The 17288-nt window shown below is 70.1% G+C and carries 13 protein-coding genes and 2 pseudogenes; 10 read left to right on the top strand and 5 right to left on the bottom strand.

The genetic code is table 11. From position 1 onward, the window contains the following. The first annotated feature begins 80 nt into the window (after window positions 1-80). The 4 genes from L2X99_RS15820 (at window position 81) to L2X99_RS15805 (ending at window position 4550) form a co-directional block, all read left to right on the top strand. A complete protein-coding gene (locus L2X99_RS15820; RefSeq protein WP_236125923.1) occupies window positions 81-512 on the top strand; it encodes a GlcG/HbpS family heme-binding protein in 432 nt (143 codons plus the stop codon). Next, window positions 509-2704, top strand: a complete 2196-nt coding sequence (locus L2X99_RS15815; protein ID WP_236125924.1) for a malate synthase G — start codon at window positions 509-511, stop codon at window positions 2702-2704. The genes L2X99_RS15820 and L2X99_RS15815 overlap by 4 nt, the downstream gene beginning before the upstream one ends. Before the next feature lie 145 nt (window positions 2705-2849). Beyond that, entirely contained in the window at window positions 2850-3695 is an 846-nt protein-coding gene (locus L2X99_RS15810; protein WP_236135377.1) for an exodeoxyribonuclease III, read from the top strand. 45 nt (window positions 3696-3740) lie between these two features. Beyond that, complete coding sequence (locus L2X99_RS15805; RefSeq protein ID WP_236125925.1) at window positions 3741-4550, top strand: Cof-type HAD-IIB family hydrolase; 810 nt, start codon at window positions 3741-3743, stop codon at window positions 4548-4550. Between the two features lie 1111 nt (window positions 4551-5661). Here the strand turns inward: L2X99_RS15805 and L2X99_RS15800 are convergent. From L2X99_RS15800 to L2X99_RS15785, 4 genes and pseudogenes are all read right to left on the bottom strand, one after another. Continuing rightward, a pseudogene (locus L2X99_RS15800) lies at window positions 5662-6852 on the bottom strand (MSCRAMM family protein); the annotation flags it as partial. Window positions 6853-7076: 224 nt separating this feature from the next. After that, window positions 7077-7700, bottom strand: a complete 624-nt coding sequence (locus L2X99_RS15795) for a dihydrofolate reductase family protein (protein ID WP_236125928.1) — start codon at window positions 7698-7700, stop codon at window positions 7077-7079. Continuing rightward, a complete protein-coding gene (locus tag L2X99_RS15790; protein ID WP_236125929.1) occupies window positions 7697-8386 on the bottom strand; it encodes a winged helix-turn-helix transcriptional regulator in 690 nt (229 codons plus the stop codon). The genes L2X99_RS15795 and L2X99_RS15790 overlap by 4 nt, the downstream gene beginning before the upstream one ends. Window position 8387: 1 nt before the next feature. After that, window positions 8388-8831 (bottom strand): VOC family protein, encoded by a 444-nt coding sequence (locus L2X99_RS15785; protein ID WP_236125930.1) that lies wholly within the window; start codon window positions 8829-8831, stop codon window positions 8388-8390. Between the two features lie 156 nt (window positions 8832-8987). On the opposite strand from L2X99_RS15785, the gene L2X99_RS15780 reads away from it, so the two are divergent. The 6 genes and pseudogenes from L2X99_RS15780 (at window position 8988) to L2X99_RS15755 (ending at window position 15339) form a co-directional block, all read left to right on the top strand. After that, window positions 8988-10235: a sensor histidine kinase gene (locus L2X99_RS15780; protein WP_236125931.1), complete on the top strand. Its 1248-nt coding sequence runs from the start codon at window positions 8988-8990 to the stop codon at window positions 10233-10235. After that, window positions 10232-10916 (top strand): annotated as a pseudogene (locus L2X99_RS15775) (response regulator). The gene L2X99_RS15780 and the pseudogene L2X99_RS15775 overlap by 4 nt, the downstream one beginning before the upstream one ends. 111 nt (window positions 10917-11027) lie before the next feature. Then, window positions 11028-11924 carry an ABC transporter ATP-binding protein gene (locus L2X99_RS15770; protein ID WP_236135376.1) on the top strand — a complete coding sequence of 299 codons (897 nt, stop codon included), beginning with the start codon at window positions 11028-11030 and terminating at the stop codon, window positions 11922-11924. Next, window positions 11921-13012: an ABC transporter permease gene (locus L2X99_RS15765; RefSeq protein WP_236125934.1), complete on the top strand. Its 1092-nt coding sequence runs from the start codon at window positions 11921-11923 to the stop codon at window positions 13010-13012. The genes L2X99_RS15770 and L2X99_RS15765 overlap by 4 nt, the downstream gene beginning before the upstream one ends. Window positions 13013-13173: 161 nt before the next feature. Continuing rightward, window positions 13174-13764: a nitroreductase family protein gene (locus tag L2X99_RS15760; RefSeq protein WP_236125935.1), complete on the top strand. Its 591-nt coding sequence runs from the start codon at window positions 13174-13176 to the stop codon at window positions 13762-13764. A 57-nt stretch (window positions 13765-13821) separates the two neighbouring features. Further along, on the top strand, window positions 13822-15339 hold the full coding sequence (locus L2X99_RS15755; RefSeq protein WP_236125936.1) for an APC family permease: 1518 nt from the start codon (window positions 13822-13824) through the stop codon (window positions 15337-15339). A gap of 125 nt (window positions 15340-15464) precedes the next feature. Here L2X99_RS15755 and L2X99_RS15750 read toward each other — a convergent pair whose 3' ends face one another. Continuing rightward, on the bottom strand, window positions 15465-17252 hold the full coding sequence (locus tag L2X99_RS15750; RefSeq protein ID WP_236135375.1) for a glycoside hydrolase family 15 protein: 1788 nt from the start codon (window positions 17250-17252) through the stop codon (window positions 15465-15467). Between the last annotated feature and the right edge of the window lie 36 nt (window positions 17253-17288).

Here is a 17288-nt window from a genome sequence, read left to right as displayed (position 1 = left end):
TCAAGACATATACTTCCATCATACGATACTTAGGTTTCGCCATGTGAATTCTTGACGGTCAAGGAAATGAGGGGATACCGATGTCTACCCACCGCCAGATCACCACGATCACCTATGAGACCGCGGCGCGGGCGATCGCCATCGCCATGGAGGTCGGCGCCGAGCACGATGTGCGCGTCGTCGCCGCGGTCGCCGACCCCGCCATGACGCTCATCGCGTACGGCATGGCCGACGACGCCACCCCGCACAGCGCCGAGACCAGCCGCCGGAAGGCCGCGACCGCGGCATCCGTGCGGCGCCGCACGGCGCAGATCCCCGAAGCGCTCGCGACCGCTCTGCCGCTCGGCACCGGCGGCGCGCTGACCGCGATCGACGGCGGCGTGCCGATCTACTTCGGCGACCAGCACGTCGGCGGCCTCGGCATCGCCGGCGGTCCGCCGTCCGTGGACGCCGCGATCGCCATCGAGACCCTCACGCGCCTCGGCGCCCGTACAGAAGGAATGGAACTATGACCTCGCATCTCACCCGCGCAGACCTCTCGGTCGCCGCGCCGATCGTCGAGTTCGCCGAGGCGTCGCTCGCCGACTCCGGTCGCGACGTCGACGCGTTCTGGGCCGGAGCGAGTGCGATCGTGCACGACCTCGTCCCCCGCAACGCCGAACTGCTCGCGACGCGCGACGAGCTGCAGAAGCGCATCGACGAGTTCCACCGCGCGAACCCGGGCCTGCCCGACAGGGACGCCTACCGCGCGCTGCTGACCGAGATCGGCTATCTGGTGCCGGTCCCGTCCGCCGTCTCGGTCACCACCGAGAACGTCGACCCCGAGATCGCCACGATGGCCGGCCCCCAGCTGGTCGTGCCGCTGCTGAACGCGCGATTCGCGATCAACGCCGCGAACGCACGCTGGGGTTCGCTGTACGACGCGCTGTACGGCACCGATGCCATCGACCAGACCGGCGAGCTCGCCCCCGGCAGGGAGTTCAACTACACCCGCGCCGCCGCCGTCGTCGCGCGCGGACGGCGGTTCCTCGATGAGATCGCCCCGCTGACCGAGGGGTCGCACACGGATGCCACGGGCTACCGCGTCGACGCCGACGGCCTGATCGTGCAGACCGAGGGCGGCGACCGCCGTCTCGCGACCCCCGCCGCGTTCGTCGGCTTCACCGGCGAGACGGATGCCCCCACCGGCATCCTCCTGGTGCACAACGGCCTGCACGCCGAGATCGTCATCGACCGCGCCGGACGGATCGGCACGACGGATGCCGCGGGCGTGCAGGACATCATCCTCGAGTCCGCGATCACCACCATCCTCGACCTGGAGGACTCGGTGGCCGCCGTCGACGGCGAGGACAAGGCGCTCGGCTACCGCAACTGGCGCGGATTCATGGACGGCACGATCGCCGAATCGGTGACGAAGAACGGCCGCACCTTCACCCGCGTGCCGGCCGCAGACCGCACCTACCGGACACCGACATCCGCCGCTTCCGCTGGTGGCGACGGCGGGGAGATCACCCTGCCCGGCCGCGCCGTGCTGTTCGTCCGCAACGTGGGCCACCTGATGCGCACCCCCGCCGTGCTGGACCGCAACGGCGACGAGGTGTTCGAGGGCATCGTCGACGCGATCATGACCGCGCTCGGCTCGCTGCCCGAGCTCGAGGGCCCGAACCGGGGATCCAACTCGCGCACCGGTTCGATGTACATCGTGAAGCCGAAGATGCACGGGCCCGACGAGGTCGCGTTCGCCGCCGAGCTGTTCGGCCGCGTCGAGGAGCTGCTCGGCCTGCCGCCGAAGACCATGAAGATCGGCATCATGGACGAAGAGCGCCGCACCTCGGCGAACCTCGCCGCCTCGATCGCCGCCGCAGCCGACCGCGTCGTATTCATCAACACCGGCTTCCTGGACCGCACCGGCGACGAGATCCACACCTCGCTGCACGCCGGGCCGTTCCTGCCGAAGGCCGCGATCAAGCAGCAGCCGTTCATGAAGGCCTACGAGGACCGCAACGTCGCCATCGGCCTGGCATCCGGCCTCGACGGCCGCGCGCAGATCGGCAAGGGCATGTGGGCCGAGCCCGACCTCATGCACGACATGCTCGAGAAGAAGATCGCGCACCCGCTCTCGGGCGCCTCGACGGCGTGGGTGCCGTCACCGACGGCCGGCACGCTGCACGCGCTGCACTACCACCAGGTCGACCCGTTCGCCGTGCGCGCGACCCTGCCGCCGGTCGTCGAGGAGGCGCTGGACGCACTGCTGGTGCCGCCGCTCGCCGCTGACGGCGATCTGACCGATGAGGTGGTCGCCATCGAGATCGACAACAACGTGCAGTCGATCCTGGGATACGTGGTGCGCTGGGTCGACCAGGGCATCGGCGTCTCGAAGGTGCCCGACATCCACGACGTCGGCCTGATGGAGGACCGCGCCACGCTGCGCATCTCCAGCCAGCTGCTGGCCAACTGGCTGACCCACGGCGTGATCACCGAGGAGCAGATCGACGACAGCCTGCGCCGCCTCGCCGTGGTGGTCGACGAGCAGAACGCCGGCGACCCGAACTACGAGAAGCTGGCCTTCACCGAAGGCGAGAAGCCCGGGATCGCGTACACCGCGGCCCGCCGCCTGATCGTGGAGGGCGCCGCGCAGCCCAGCGGCTACACCGAGCCGCTGCTGCACGGACTGCGCCGCGAGAAGAAGGCGGAGCAGGCCTGACGCCTTCCGGTCGTCGAGCGAGCGACGAAGGAGCGAGACGAAACGCCTTCACATCCGTGGGGGCGTTTCGTCTCGCTTCGCTCGCTCAACGACCAACCCTCGCTGTGCGGCGGGTGACGTCCGACCCCACCAATAGGCTGGAACCATGCGTCTGGCCACCTGGAACATCAACTCGATCCGCACCCGCGTGAGCCGCGCCGTCGATTTCGTGGTGCGCGAGGACATCGACGTGCTCGCCCTGCAGGAGATCAAGTGCAGGCCCGAGCAGTTCCCGTACGGGCCGTTCGAAGACGCCGGCTACCACGTCGAGGCGCACGGCCTGAACCAGTGGAACGGCGTCGCGATCGTCAGCCGCGAGCCGATCACCGACGTCGAGACGCACTTCGCCGGGATGCCGGGCTTCGCGAAGGGCCACGAGGGCCCGGATGCTCCGCTCGAGGCCCGCGCGCTGGGCGCGACGGTCGGCGGGGTGCGGGTGTGGAGCCTGTACGTGCCCAACGGCCGCGCCCTCGGCGACCCGCACCTGGCGTACAAGCTGCACTGGCTGAACGCACTGCGCGAGGCGACCGCGGCCGAGACGGCGGCGAACCCCGACCTCCCGCTCGCCCTGGTCGGCGACTTCAACATCATCCCGTTCGACGAGGACAACGGCGACCCCGACATCGTCATCGGCCGGTCCACGCACGTCTCCCCCGAGGAGCGCGCGGCGTTCTTCGCGCTCGAGTCCGCGGGCGTCAGCGACGTGGTGCGCCCGCTGATCCCGGAGGGGTTCACCTACTGGGACTACCAGCGCCTGAAATTCCCCCGCAACGAGGGCGTCCGCATCGACTTCATCCTCGGCTCGAAGCCGTTCGCCGACGCCGTCACGGGCGCGACCATCCACCGCAACGAGCGCAAGGGCGAGCAGCCCAGCGACCACGTCCCCGTGGTCGTCGACCTCGACCTCGGCGGCACGGATGACGACGACGACATGCCGATGATCTTCGCCTGACCCGCAGGCAAGGCTCAGACCCGCAGGCAAAGCTCAGGGACCCAGATGATCCGGCTGATCGCGACCGACCTCGACGGCACCCTGCTGAACGAGGCCGGCACGGTCTCGCCTCGTACCAGGACGGCACTGGATGCTGCACGAGCGGCGGGCATCCGCACGGTGCCCGTGACCGCGCGGCAGCCGATCGGCCTGCGGATGGTCGCCGCCGGCGCGGGGTTCGACGACTGGGCGCTGTGCGGCAACGGCGCCTACGGCGTGCACCTGACCACGGGCGAGCACCTGTTCGCCGAGGAGATCCCGGTCCTCGTGCAGCAGCAGCTCGCCGAGGCGCTCGGCGCCGTCATCCCCGACCTCGTCTTCGCGAGCGTGCGCGACGCCGGTGAGAGCTTCGTGGCCCAACACGGCTACGCCGACCTCGCCCACCTCAGCGACCACAAGCGCGACCCGGCGACCATGGGTGGCGTGCCGCTCGACGCCGTGCTCGGCTCGCCGAGCCTGAAGCTCGTGATCCGGCATCCGTCGATGCCGATCCCGGAGATCTTCGCCGCCCTGCAGCGCCTGGGTCTGACGGGGTTCGAGGCCACGCTGTCGGGTGCTCCCTTCGTCGAGGTCATGGCCGAGGGCGTCACCAAGGCGACCGGCGTCGCACAGCTGTGCACGCACCTGGGCATCGACCGGTCGGAGGTGATCGCCTTCGGCGATGCCTTGAACGACCTCGAGCTGCTGCGCTGGGCCGGCCGCGGCGTCGCGATGGCGAACGCCGAGCCGGCCGTGCGGGATGCCGCGGACGAGCACGCCCCGTCGAACGCCGACGACGGCGTCGCCGCGGTGATCGAGCGGATGCTGGCGGACTGACTCCGTTCCGGCCCCTCGGGGAGAGGCCGGAACGGAGCGGGGTCAGCGGGTCGAGACGCTCTTCCTGCGGACGAGCACGCCACCGGCGGCCAGCAGCATCAGCGCGAGGAGCGCTGCGGACGCCGGGAGGCCGCCGCCCGTCGTTGCGAGTCCGCCTTCGCCTGACGCATCTCTCGCGCCGGAACCGCCGTCCGGCGCAGCAGCCGGAGTGACGGTCAGCGGCGCTGCCGCGAGCAGCGCCCCGTCCGGATCGGTCGCGACGAGCCGGTGCATCCCGGCCGCCGTGTCCGCGGGGATGGCGAAGGACGCGCTGAGGGTGCCGTCGTCGGCGACGGTCGCCGTGCCCAGCTCGACGGGCGTCGAGTGCAGCTCGAACGTCACCTTCTGGCCGGGCGTGAAGTGCGCACCGTGCACCGTCACCGTCGGAGCCGGGAGCGACCGACGACGCCGAGAGCGTCAACGCCGGCGCAGGCGCCGGGGGCGTGCTCTCACCCAGCGCGAAGTCGACACCGTCGTGCTCCTCGCCCGCGCCGACCATGATCGGCGTCGCCTCGTCGAGCGTCGCAACGTGGTCGAAGTACTGCGGAGCGACCGTGGTCCGGCCGTCGTAGAACACGGCCGACGCCCGCAGCGCGTACGTCCCCGCAGGGAGGAACAGCCGGAAGACGCCGTCCTCACCGACCCAGGACATCGCGACCCACTGCTCGCCGTCGAACGCCTCGACGTACAGGTCATGCGAGACATCCGTGTGCGAACCCAGCGTCACCCGTCCGGTGACGACCGATGTCGACTCCAGCTCCGCGTCGATGCCCGTGACCTCCTCGCCCGATCCCACCGCGACCGGCGTCGCCAGCGCGTAGTCGAGCACGTTCTGCCAGTACTCGGTGGTGAGAGATCCGTCGTTCGCCCTGAACTCCACGATGTACGTCCCCTCCGTGACGGAGAGCGTGTACGAGCCGTCCGCCTGCACCGATCCGCTGTAGGACTCGCCGTCGTCTCCGTAGGCGTTCACCGACACCGCGGTCAGATCCCCGCCGTCGGCGCGCGTCACCATTCCGCTGATCATGGCGGCCTGCTGCAGCGACGCGTCGATGCCGGTGACGGTCTCGCCCTGCGTGACCGTCACCGGGGTGGCGTCATCCACGTTTCGCGCGCCGTCCCACAGCTCGTAGACGAGCGTCGGATCGGCGTCGGGCGAGAACGTGACGGTGTAGACACCGCTGCGCAGCGAATCGATCCGGTACCTGCCCTCGGCATCCGTCCGTGCCGTGCCGCTCACGAAGCCGTCCTCACCGGCCACGATGACGTCGACGTCGGACACCGGTGAGCCGTCGCTCTCCCGAGTCACCGTGCCCTCGATCACGCCGCCCTCGTCCAGCTGCGCATCGATCCCCGTAATCGCACCGCCCGGTGCGAGCTCGACCGACGTCGCGGTCTCGACATCCGCCGCGTCCTCCCAGTACTCGGTGACATAGCCCTCATCCGGCGGCGAGTCGAACATGATCCGATACGAGTCCCCCGGCAGGCCGGTCATCGTGTACTCGCCGTTCTCGTCGGTGGACGCGGAACCGTACCCGCCGTTCTGGCCAGACGCAGTGATCCACGCGAACTGCAGCGGCGAACCGGCCGCGCTCGTGACCGTGCCGCTGATCGTGCCGCCCATGGCGAGCCCGGCATCGATGCCCTGCAGGTTCTGGCCTTCCGCGAGACCGATCGTCTGCGCGTCCCACGCGTCGGGGGCGTCCTCCCAGTACTCCGGGACGAAGCCGGTTCCGCCGCTGTCGAACTGGACGTGGTAGTCGCCCTCCGGCAGGCCCTCGATCTCATACGCACCATCGGGTCCGGTGTAGGCGGAGAAGTACGTCCAGTCGCTCACGTCGTAGGCGAGCGCCCAGACACCCTCGATCGGCGCGCCGTCGGCATCGCTGGTCACGGTGCCGCTGATCCGGGCCGTTCCGGCGGGCTGCTCCGGCTCATCGTCCGCCTGCCGTGCGACCGCGCGCTTCTCCGGTGCGGGCGCCGCGGGTTCAGCGGGCGCGGGCACTTCCTGCGGAGCCGGCTCCGCAGGATCGGCCGGCCCTGCGGCTTCCGCCGACTCGTCCTGACCCGAGGGCGCCGCCGTCTCGTCTTCGGCGGCGTCCTCCGCCGCTGCCGCGGGATCCGTCACCTCTGCATCCGGAGTCCCCTCCTCCGACGCGCCCGTCGTCGCAGCATCCGCCGCGACGGCATCCGTCGTCGTCTCCTGCACGACGGGCGGTGGGGCTTCCTCCGCGCTCGCCGCCCCGGCACCCGCCAGAACCATCACCAATGCCGTCATTCCGGCTGCAACCGCACGCATCCCTGCGTGCGAGCGCGATCGCGCCATCCGCACTCCTCCGAGCGAAAGCGCACGGCGACTCCGCCGTGCGCACCAACCAACGTCTCCGTCGCGGCCCACGACGCATCGGGATGAATCTATACGTCAGGAGGCCCGAGAGGAAGCATCGGAGCGCGACCCGCCGTCGCACTCACACAGGTCGGGTGGGCTCACGCCCCCATCACACCGGTGCGCACCTCACCCGGCAGCGGCGCGTAGCGCAGCAGCAGGGCACCGCCGTCTCCGGATTCGGCGCTCAGCAGCTGCATGTTCGCGGGCGCCGCGCCGTCGGGGAACACCTTCTTGCCCTGCCCGAGCACCACCGGGTACACCCAGAGCTGCAGCTCGTCGTAGAGCTGCTCGGCGAGCAGCGTCTGCACGAAGTCGATGCTGCCGATCACGTGCACGTCGAGGTGCTTCTCGCGCATGGCCGCGATCTCGGATGCCAGGTCGTCGCCGACGCGCGTCGATCCCTGCCAGTCGAGCTCGATGCCGGCATCCCGCGAGGCGACGTACTTCGGCACCCGGTCGAACAGCTGCCCGATGAACCCCTCCGGTCCGGTGGTGTGCAGCGGCCAGTACCCGGCGAAGATGTCGTAGGTGCGCCGGCCCAGCAGCAGCGCGTCGAGGGTCTGCATCCCCGCGCTCACGCTGCGCATGACGGCCTCGCTCGGATAGCCGGCCTGCCAGCCGCCGAACGGGAAGGCGCCCGATTCGTCCTCCTCGGGCCCGCCGGGCGCCTGGGCGACGCCGTCGAGCGTGGTGAACAGGTCGATGATGATGCGTCCGGTCATGAGAGAACTCGCCTCGGTATCGGTGCGATGTGGAAGGCGGATGCGAACTCCTCCAGCATCCGCTCGTCGCCGCGCACCACGGCGACGAGATTCTGGGCGATCGCCTCGGCGGCGGTCACCTCCCCCGCGATGAGACGACGGATGCCGGGGCCTGCGACGATCACCGCGTCGGCCTCTCCGTCGGGGAGCCGGCCGCCCACGGGCGGAGCCGGCGGGGCGAGCTGCGCGATGCCGAGCTCACCGTCGGAGACCTGCACGCGCAGCGCGACCTCGCCGACATGCAGTTCGACATCGAGGTCGCCCGCATCGTGCGCGACCGCGGTGCGCAGCGCCACGGTGAGCGAGTCGGCGGTGACCACGTCGCCCTCGTCCGGGTCGCCCATGGCCTGGAAGCCCCACCGCGCAAGGGCGAGCACGATCGGCTCCAGCGCCCGCCCGTAGGGGGTCAGCTCGTAGACCAGGCCGCAGTTCAGCAGCGGCACGCGGCGCACGACGCCGCCCTCCTGCAGCTCCTTCAGCCGGGTCGACAGGATGTTGGTGGGAATGCGCGGCAGTCCCTGCTTCAGATCGGTGTAGCGCCGGGGGCCGACGAGCAGGTCGCGGATGATGAGCAGAGCCCACCGCTCCCCGACCAGCTCGACGGCCGTCGTCACACCGCAGTACTGGCCGTAGCTGCGTGCCGCCACGTCAGGCCGGCGCGTCGGCCTGCGAGGCCAGGTACGCGTCGGGACCCTGCTCGACGGCGGCGGGCTCCATGTAGAGGAAGCCCAGCGAGTTGCCGTCGGGGTCGTCGAGGTCGCGAGAGTACATGAAGCCGTAGTCCTGCGCGGGCTTGGGCTCGGCACCGCCGGCGGCCAGACCCCTGGCGAGGATCTCGTCGACCTCTTCTCGGGAGTCTCGGCTGAAGGCGACCGAGACCTGAGCGACCTCGTTCGGGTCTGCGATGGGCTTGTCCGTGAACGTCGCGAAGAACTCGCGCCTGAGCACCATGAAGTAGATGTCGTCGCTCCACACAATGCAGGCGGCGTTCTCGTCGGTGAACTCGGGGCTGATGGTGCAGCCCAGCGCCGTGTAGAACGCCTTGGCGCGCTCCAGGTCGGTGGTGGGCAGGTTGACGAAGACCTTGGTCATGATGACTCCTCTGTCGATGACGGTCGGCCAGCGATTGCTGAGCCCGTCGAAAGCAAGCTTGCAAAAAACAACCACGCTTGTCAATAGCAAGTCACTCATGCGCATCCCCCGCTGGAGGGATGCCGGCACCGGCGGCGTCCCTCTAGCGTGGTGAGCATGTCGTTCACCCGAACCCCCTCCGAGCGCGAGCTGCGCGGCGATCTGCTGCTCGCGGGCGTGCTCTTCGTCGGCGGCATCCTGAGCGCGGCACTGAGCACGATCGCCGGGATCTACGGAGACGCCCAGGCCGAGCCGTGGACCGCGCTCCCCTACGTGCTGATCGTCACCGCGCCGCTCGCCCTGCGGCGCCGGCGCCCTGCCGCAGTCGCGATCGTCGTCTCGCTGGCCTACTTCATCGCCGTCACGCTGCGCATCCCTGAGATGTACGTCGGCAACATCGCGATGTTCATCGGGCTGTACACGGTGGGCGCGTGGATGAACGACCGGCGACGCGCCCTGTTCGTGCGGGTCGGCATCATCCTCGGCATGTTCGTCTGGCTGATCATCGTGATGTACCGCGACGCCATCCAGGAGGCCGAGAAGGCGGACGTCGCGGCCGGCCTGTTCTCGTCGTACGTGGCGATGATGATGCTGAACCTGCTCATCAACGTGCTGTACTTCGGCGGCGCCTACTACTTCGGCGAGCGCTCCTGGCTCGCCGCGCAGGAGCGCGACACGCTGGCGCGCCGCACGGCGGAGCTCGAGGCCGAGCGCGAGGTGTCCGCCGCGCAGGCCGTGGCCCTGGACCGGGTGCGCATCGCCCGCGAGCTGCACGACGTGGTCGCCCACCACATCTCGGTGATGGGCGTGCAGGCCGGAGCCGCCCGGCTGGTCATCGATCAGGACCCGCAGCAGGCGAAGCACCTGCTGGGCGGCATCGAGGAGGCGTCCCGCGCGGCGATCGGCGACTTCCGGCAGCTGCTCGAGACGCTGCGCGCGCCCGGCGGAGAGTCCGACGAACCCGCGTCCACCCACACGCTGGACGACATCGCACAGCTCGTCTCATCGTCGGCGGATGCCGGACTGCCTACCGCGTACACCGTTGTCGGCGATCCTGCTCCGGTGCCGGGCATGGTGGCGGTGAACCTGTACCGCATCGCCCAGGAGGCGCTCACGAACGCGCGCCGGCACGCCGGCGCCGGGGCCACCGCCGATGTGCGGGTGCGATACGAGCCGGATGCCGTCGAGCTCGAGGTCGTGAACACCGGGCGAGTGATCGCCGCTCTCCGCCCGGGCCTCGGCCAGCTCGGCATGCGGGAGCGCGCTCACGCCTCGGGCGGCACGATCGAGCTCACACCTCGCCCGCAGGGCGGCTTCCGGGTGCGGGCGTCCGTTCCGCTGCACGTCCTGGAGGGAGCCCGATGATCCGGGTGCTGCTGGTCGACGATCACGCGATGCTGCGCGCGGGGTTCCGCACCATCCTCGGCACTCAGCCCGACATCGAGGTGGTGGGAGAGGCCGCGACGGGAACCGAGGCCGTGACCGGCGGCATCCGCCCTGCAGCCCGACGTGATCACGATGGACGTGCAGATGCCCGACATGGACGGGCTGGAGGCGACACGGCGCATCGTCGCCGACCCCGCCGTGGCATCCGCCGTCGCGATCGTGACGACCTTCGACCGCGACGACTACCTCTTCGACGCACTGGACGCCGGCGCGAGCGGCTTCCTGCTGAAGAACGCCGGACCGGAGGAGCTGCTCACCGCCGTGCGCGCCCTCGCCGCCGGCGACGGGATGCTCGCGCCGGAGGTGACCAGGCGCGTACTGACGCGGTTCGCCCGCGCTTCGACAGGCTCAGCACCCCAGGGCTCGACCCCTGAGCCTGTCGAAGGGCCCGACACGAGCATCCTCGCTGAACCGCTCACCGAGCGCGAGAGCGAGGTGCTGGCGCTGATGGCCGACGCACGCAGCAACGGCGAGATCGCATCCGAGCTGTACATCGGCGAGGCGACTGTGAAGACGCACGTCTCGCGCATCCTGCAGAAGCTCGGTGCGCGGGATCGGGTGCAGGCGGTCGTGCTGGCGCATCGGCACGGGCTGGCGTGAAGTCCTCCCGCAGGGGACACCGCACGATCCCCCTGCGGGGGATGCCCGACGCCGTGCGTCGTCAATAGCGTGGGGGGCATGCGACGTACTGAGCGAAGGGACTGAGCCGAAGTGACCACAGGAACGCTCCACCTCGAGGGCATCACCAAGAGCTACGGCTCGCGACGCGTGCTCGACGACATCGGCTTCGACGTCGCCCCCGGGCGCCTCACCGGCTTCGTCGGCGGCAACGGCGCCGGCAAGACCACGACCATGCGCATCATCCTCGGCGTGCTCGCCTCGGACGGCGGCACGGTCTCGCTCGGCGGCACTCCGGTCGGCACGGCCGACCGCCGCCGGTTCGGCTACATGCCGGAGGAGCGCGGGCTCTACCCCAAGATGAAGGTGCTCGAGCAGGTCGTCTACCTCGCCCGGCTGCACGGCTTCGACAAGGCGGATGCCACGACCAGAGCAACGGCGCTGCTGACTGAACTGGGCCTGGGCGAGCGCCTGAACGACCTGATCGAGTCGCTCTCGCTGGGCAACCAGCAGCGCGCGCAGATCGCCGCGGCCCTCGTGCACGACCCCGAGGTGCTGATCCTCGACGAGCCGTTCTCGGGCCTGGATCCTCTCGCGGTCGACGTGGTCGCGGGCGTCCTGCAGACCCGCGCGGCGCAGGGCGCCGCGATCCTGTTCTCGTCGCACCAGCTCGACGTCGTCGAGCGGCTCTGCGACGACCTCGTCATCATCGCCGGGGGCACGATCCGTGCCGCCGGCTGCCGCGACCAGCTGCGCGCGGCGCACTCCGCCCCGCGCTACGAGCTCTCGACCAGCGCGGATGCCGGATGGCTGCGCACCGAGTCCGGCGTGACCGTCATCGACTTCGAGGGCGGCGACGCCGTGTTCGACGTCGACCACCCGGACACCGCGCAGCGCGTGCTGCGCACCGCCGTCGAGCGCGGCCCGGTCACGAGCTTCGCGCCGCAGCATCCCTCTCTCGCCCAGATCTTCAAGGAGGTCATCCAGTGAGCACTCCCTCACCGGCATCCGCCGCATCCGCCGTCTGGCTCGTCGCCGAGCGCGAGATCGCGTCGAAACTGCGCAGCAAGGCGTTCATGATCTCGACCGGCATCCTGCTGCTGATCGCGCTCGCCGGGGTGCTGATCGGCGGCTTCACGAGCAAGTCGCCGGCGCCCGACCAGATCGCCGCGACCTCGCAGACCTCGGCGGTCGTCTCGGCGCTGCCGAACGTGAAGGTCGTCGAGGTGGCCGACCGTGCCGCGGCCGAGAAGCTCGTCACGAGCGACGAGGTGAAGGCCGCGGTCGTGCCCGGCGAGGACGACGGCTTCGGCTTCGTCGTGCTCGCCAAGCAGGATGTTCCGCAGTCGATCGTCGCCGGCCTCTCGAAGGCCCCGCAGGTCGTGATCCTGGAGCCCGCCGACACCAACCCGCTGGTCCGGTACCTGGTGGCGATCGGGTTCGGCGTGATCTTCCTGATGGCGGCATCCACCTTCGGCGGCACGATCGCGCAGAGCGTCGTCGAGGAGAAGTCCACCCGCGTCGTCGAGCTGCTGATCTCTGCCATCCCGACCCGGGCTCTACTGGCCGGCAAGGTGATCGGCAACACCGTGCTCGCGATGGCGCAGATCCTGCTGCTCGCGGCGATCGCGGTGGTCGGCCTGATCATCACCGGGCAGAATCAGCTGCTCGGCGGCATCGGCGCACCGATCCTGTGGTTCGCGGTGTTCTTCCTGTTCGGATTCATCCTGCTCGCGTCGCTCTACGCCGCCGCCGCCTCGATGGTCTCGCGGCAGGAGGACATCGGCTCCACGACCATGCCGCTGATCATGCTGGTCATGGCGCCGTACTTCCTGGTGATCTTCTTCAACGACAACCCCGTCGTGATGACGATCCTGTCGTACGTGCCCTTCTCCGCCCCGGTGGCGATGCCGGTGCGGCTGTTCGTCGGCGAGGCGCAGTGGTGGGAGCCGCTGCTGAGCCTGGTGATCCTCATCGCGACCTGCATCGGGGCGATCCTGGTCGGCGCAAAGATCTACGAGAACTCGCTGCTGCGGATGGGCGCGCGGGTGAAGCTCGGCGAGGCGCTGCGCGGCTGACGCGACACGTCGACAGGCTCAGTGGCCCCACGGCCCCTGAGCCTGTCGAAGGGCTCCGGGGCATCCGTTTGCGCGGAATATCCATTCAGTCGCATGAGTTAGAGTGTGCTGAGCGCGGACGACGGGGTACCGACGGAGCTTGAACGCCTGAAGGACCCCGCATGACCACCACCGCCACCGTCTCCCGCACCGCTCCCACCGAGCACGACGTCCTGGACGTCCTGGCCGGACGCTGGAGCCCCCGCGCGTTCGATGCGCAGGCCCCGATCGACGAGGCCAAGCTGGCCTCCGCCCTGGAGGCGGCGCGCTGGACGCCGTCGGCCAACAACACCCAGCCCTGGCGCTTCATCGTCGCCCGCCGCGGGTCCGCTCTGCACGACCAGATCCACGCCGCACTGATGGGCTTCAACCAGGTCTGGGCCGGCAACGCGGCAGTGCTGATCGTCGCCGTCGCCGAGACCGCGGACGCGCAGGGGACTCCGATGACGCACGCCGTGTACGACCTCGGCCAGGCCGTCGCGCACCTCTCGGTGCAGGCCCACCACGACGGGCTCGTCGTGCACCAGATGAGCGGCTTCGTCGCGGAGCAGATCCGCGAGTTCGCCGACCTCGAGGAGCGTTTCGCCCCGACCACGGTCATCGCACTCGGCGAGCTCGGCGACGCCGGCACTCTGCCCGAGCCGCTGCAGGAGCGCGAGGTCGCCCCGCGCGTGCGCCGCTCGCTGGACGAGACGGTGCTGCTGAGCGCCTGACCCGGACTGTCACCCGGGCGGCTGTCGCCCCGGCACGCCCCCGCGTACGCTACCGGGATGAGCAGTACGCGCAGGATCAAGACCGTCGAGCAGTCCATCGCCGAGACGCATGACGAGAAGCGCTCGCTGAAACGGGCGCTGAACACCTGGGACCTCGCGGTCATGGGCGTCGCCGTCGCCGTCGGCGCGGGCATCTTCTCGGTCGGCGCCGAGGCGTCGGCGCACCACGCCGGTCCCGCGGTGATCGTGTCGTTCATCATCGCCGCCGTCGTCTGCGGTCTGGCCATCCTCTGCTACGCCGAGTTCGCGTCGTCGATCCCGGTCGCCGGCTCCGCCTACACCTTCACCTACTCCACCCTCGGCGAGTTCCTGGCATGGATCATCGGCTGGGACCTCATCCTCGAGATGCTCATGGCCGCGGCCGTGATCGCGAAGTACTGGGGCGTGTACCTCGGCGACACGGTGTCGCTGTTCGACCTGAACATCCCGATGACCATCCCGATCGGTCCGCTCGAGTTCGAGTGGGGACCGGTGGTGATCGTCGCGATCTTCACCCTGCTGCTCGCCCTCGGCACCCGGCTGTCCAGCCGCGTGAACGCCGTGTTCACCACGATCAAGGTGGCGATCGTGCTGTTCGTGATCGTCGTCGGGCTGTTCTTCATCAACCCCGCCAACTTCACTCCGTTCGTGCCGCCGGCACAGCCCGGGCCCGCCGCGGACAGCGCCTGGACGCAGTCGTTCTTCTCGCTGCTCACCGGCGCATCACCGCAGGTGTACGGCGTCTTCGGCATCCTCTCCGGCGCCGCGCTGGTGTTCTTCGCCTTCATCGGCTTCGACGTCGTCGCGACCAGCGCCGAGGAGGCGAAGGACCCCAAGCGCACGGTGCCCCGTGGCATCCTGCTCGGTCTCGGCATCGTGACCGTGCTGTACGTGCTGGTCGCGATCACGATCACCGGAATGGTGTCGTACACCGAGCTGGCGGCGCTCGATGAGCCTTCGCTCGCGAGCGCCTTCGAGATCGTCGGAGCGACCTGGGCGGCGAAGATCATCTCGATCGGCAGTCTGGTCGGCCTCACGACGGTGGTCATGGTGCTGCTGCTGGGCCTGGCCCGCATCGTGTTCGCGATGAGCCGCGACGGACTGCTGCCGCGATCGCTGAGCGTCACCGACGCCAAGCGCGGCACGCCGATCCGCATCCAGATCGTCGTGGGCGTGATCATCGCCCTGATCGCCGGCTTCACCGACGTGCAGGTGCTCGGCGACATGATCAACATCGGCACTCTGTCGGCGTTCGTGCTGGTCAGCGTCGGCGTGCCGATCCTGCGCAGGACGCGCCCCGATCTGCAGCGCCCGTTCACCGTGCCGCTGTCACCGTGGCTGCCGTGGATCTCGGCGCTGGCCTGCTTCTGGCTGATGCTGAACCTGTCGACCGAGACGTGGCTGCGATTCGTGATCTGGCTGCTGATCGGCTTCGTGATCTACTTCGGGTACTCGCGCCGGCATTCGCTGCTGGGCAGGCAGCTCGAGGCGGATGCCGCAGCGGGCCCGCGCACGATCGGCGACCAGCGCTTCTGAGAAACACCCGCAACCGCTGAGACCGGAGCAGCAGGAGGTTCACCCTTCGGAAGCTCCGGTCTCACTCGTTGCGGGTCAGGGCCGGCCGTAGACCCGCATCCGTTGAGACCGGAGCCGGAGGAGCGTCAGCGCTCCCGCTGCGCGGCCGTGGCGAGCGCATCGGCCGCGCGCACCAGCGCGAGGTGCGAGAACGCCTGCGGGGTGTTGCCGACCTGGCGCCGCCCGGCCACGTCGTACTCCTCCGAGAGCAGACCGACGTCGTTGCGGAACGCGCACAGCCGGTCCATGAGCGCGTGCGCCTCCTCGAGGCGGCCGGTCGCCGCGTACTGCTCCACGAGCCAGAACGAGCACGCCAGGAACGGATGCTCGCCACCGGCGAGTCCGTCCACCCCGGTGCCGGTGCGGTAGCGCATCAGCAGTCCGTCGCGCATCAGGGTCTGCTCGATGCGGGCGACCGTGGCGAGCATCCGGGCGTCGTCCGGCGGGCAGTAGCCGACCTGAGGAAGCAGCAGCAGCGAGGCATCCACCTCGTCCGTGCCGTCGTGCTGCACGAAGCATCCGTTGCGGACACCGCGCTCATCGATCTCCGTCCGCAGACGGTCACGGGCATCCCGCCATCGATCCACCGGTCCTGGCATGCCGTGCTCCTCGATCGCGCGCACCCCGCGATCGAACGCCGCCCACAGCATCACTCTGGAGTGGGTGAAGTAGCGCGGTTCCCCGCGGATCTCCCAGAGCCCGTTGTCCGCACGATCGAGCTGCGTCAGGGTGTGCTCGAGGAGCGCGGTCTCCAGGCTCCATGACTCCCGCGGTGCGGCGAGGCCGGCTCTGCGCGCCGCGGCGAGGGTGACGAGCACCTCACCGACCACATCGGCCTGATACTGCAGCGAGGCGCCGTTGCCGATGCGCACGGGGGCCGAACCCGCGTAGCCGGGCAGCGACGCGAGGGTGCGCTCGACGAGATCGCGCTCGCCCGCCATGCCGTACATGATCTGCACGTCGGCGGGGTCGCCGGCGACCGCTCGCAGCAGCCAGTCCCGCCAGTGCGCGGCCTCGTCGGTGAAGCCGTGGTCGATGAGCGCCTCGAGGGTCAGCGCGGCGTCGCGCAGCCACACGTAGCGGTAGTCCCAGTTGCGCGCCCCGCCGAACTGCTCGGGCAGGGATGTGGTCGCAGCAGCGGCGATGCCTCCGGTGTCGCGGTTGGTGAGGGCGCGCAGCAGCAGCAGCGACCGCTGCACGGCGTCGTAGTGCGGACCGGCATGCTCGATCCCGCCGGCCCACTCGTGCCACCACCTCCGGGTCTCGTCCGCAGCATCCGCCAGGTCGAGCGCTTCGGGCGCCGGGCGGTAGGAGCGGAACCAGGTCAGCGTCAGCGCGGCGCGCTCCCCTTCGCCGACATCCACCTCTCCGGTGTGCCGGCGCCCGTCGGATCGCAGCGGTGCGCCGCGCAGCACGAGCGCGTCCGGACCCGCCGCGGCGATCATCTCCGGCGCCGCGGCGGTGCCGGTCTGACGCACCCAGGGGATCGCCCTGGCGTAGTCGAACCGCATCCGCAGCTCCTGCCGGAACACCACCCACCCCCGCACGCCGACGATCTCGCGGATGATGTCGGTGCGGTCGGTCGGGTCCTCGACGACCGGCATCCAGTCCCGCACCTCGGCGACGCCGTCCGCCGTCTCCCACCTCGTCACGAGGGTGAACGTGTCGTCGTCGTAGGCACGCGTCGCCACGGCGTCGGGATCGGCGGGCCGCAGAGACCAGTGCCCCTGCTCCGCGTCGCCCAGCAGGGCTCCGAAGACCGACCCGCCGTCCAGCCGCGACGGGCAGAACCAGTCGATGCTGCCCTCGCGCGAGACCAGCGCCGCCGTCCGGCAGTCGCTCAGCAGCGCGTAATCCTCGATCGGCACAGACATGCTCGCAGTCTTCCACCCGCGCGGCCTATCGTGAAG

Origin of the sequence: Microbacterium sp. KUDC0406 (genome assembly GCF_021582875.1) — a bacterium.
GTDB lineage: Bacteria > Actinomycetota > Actinomycetes > Actinomycetales > Microbacteriaceae > Microbacterium.
This window is presented reverse-complemented; position numbering and strand designations above follow the sequence as displayed.

Excerpts from the sequence above, each read along its gene's own strand:
- L2X99_RS15820 (WP_236125923.1), top strand. The coding sequence starts at position 81 with ATGTCTACCCACCGCCAGATCACCACGATCACCTATGAGACCGCGGCG.
- L2X99_RS15760 (WP_236125935.1), top strand. The coding sequence starts at position 13,174 with ATGACCACCACCGCCACCGTCTCCCGCACCGCTCCCACCGAGCACGAC.
- L2X99_RS15750 (WP_236135375.1), bottom strand. The coding sequence starts at position 17,252 with ATGTCTGTGCCGATCGAGGATTACGCGCTGCTGAGCGACTGCCGGACG.
- L2X99_RS15795 (WP_236125928.1), bottom strand. The coding sequence starts at position 7,700 with ATGACCGGACGCATCATCATCGACCTGTTCACCACGCTCGACGGCGTC.
- L2X99_RS15815 (WP_236125924.1), top strand. The coding sequence starts at position 509 with ATGACCTCGCATCTCACCCGCGCAGACCTCTCGGTCGCCGCGCCGATC.
- L2X99_RS15755 (WP_236125936.1), top strand. The coding sequence starts at position 13,822 with ATGAGCAGTACGCGCAGGATCAAGACCGTCGAGCAGTCCATCGCCGAG.
- L2X99_RS15810 (WP_236135377.1), top strand. The coding sequence starts at position 2,850 with ATGCGTCTGGCCACCTGGAACATCAACTCGATCCGCACCCGCGTGAGC.
- L2X99_RS15805 (WP_236125925.1), top strand. The coding sequence starts at position 3,741 with ATGATCCGGCTGATCGCGACCGACCTCGACGGCACCCTGCTGAACGAG.
- L2X99_RS15785 (WP_236125930.1), bottom strand. The coding sequence starts at position 8,831 with ATGACCAAGGTCTTCGTCAACCTGCCCACCACCGACCTGGAGCGCGCC.
- L2X99_RS15780 (WP_236125931.1), top strand. The coding sequence starts at position 8,988 with ATGTCGTTCACCCGAACCCCCTCCGAGCGCGAGCTGCGCGGCGATCTG.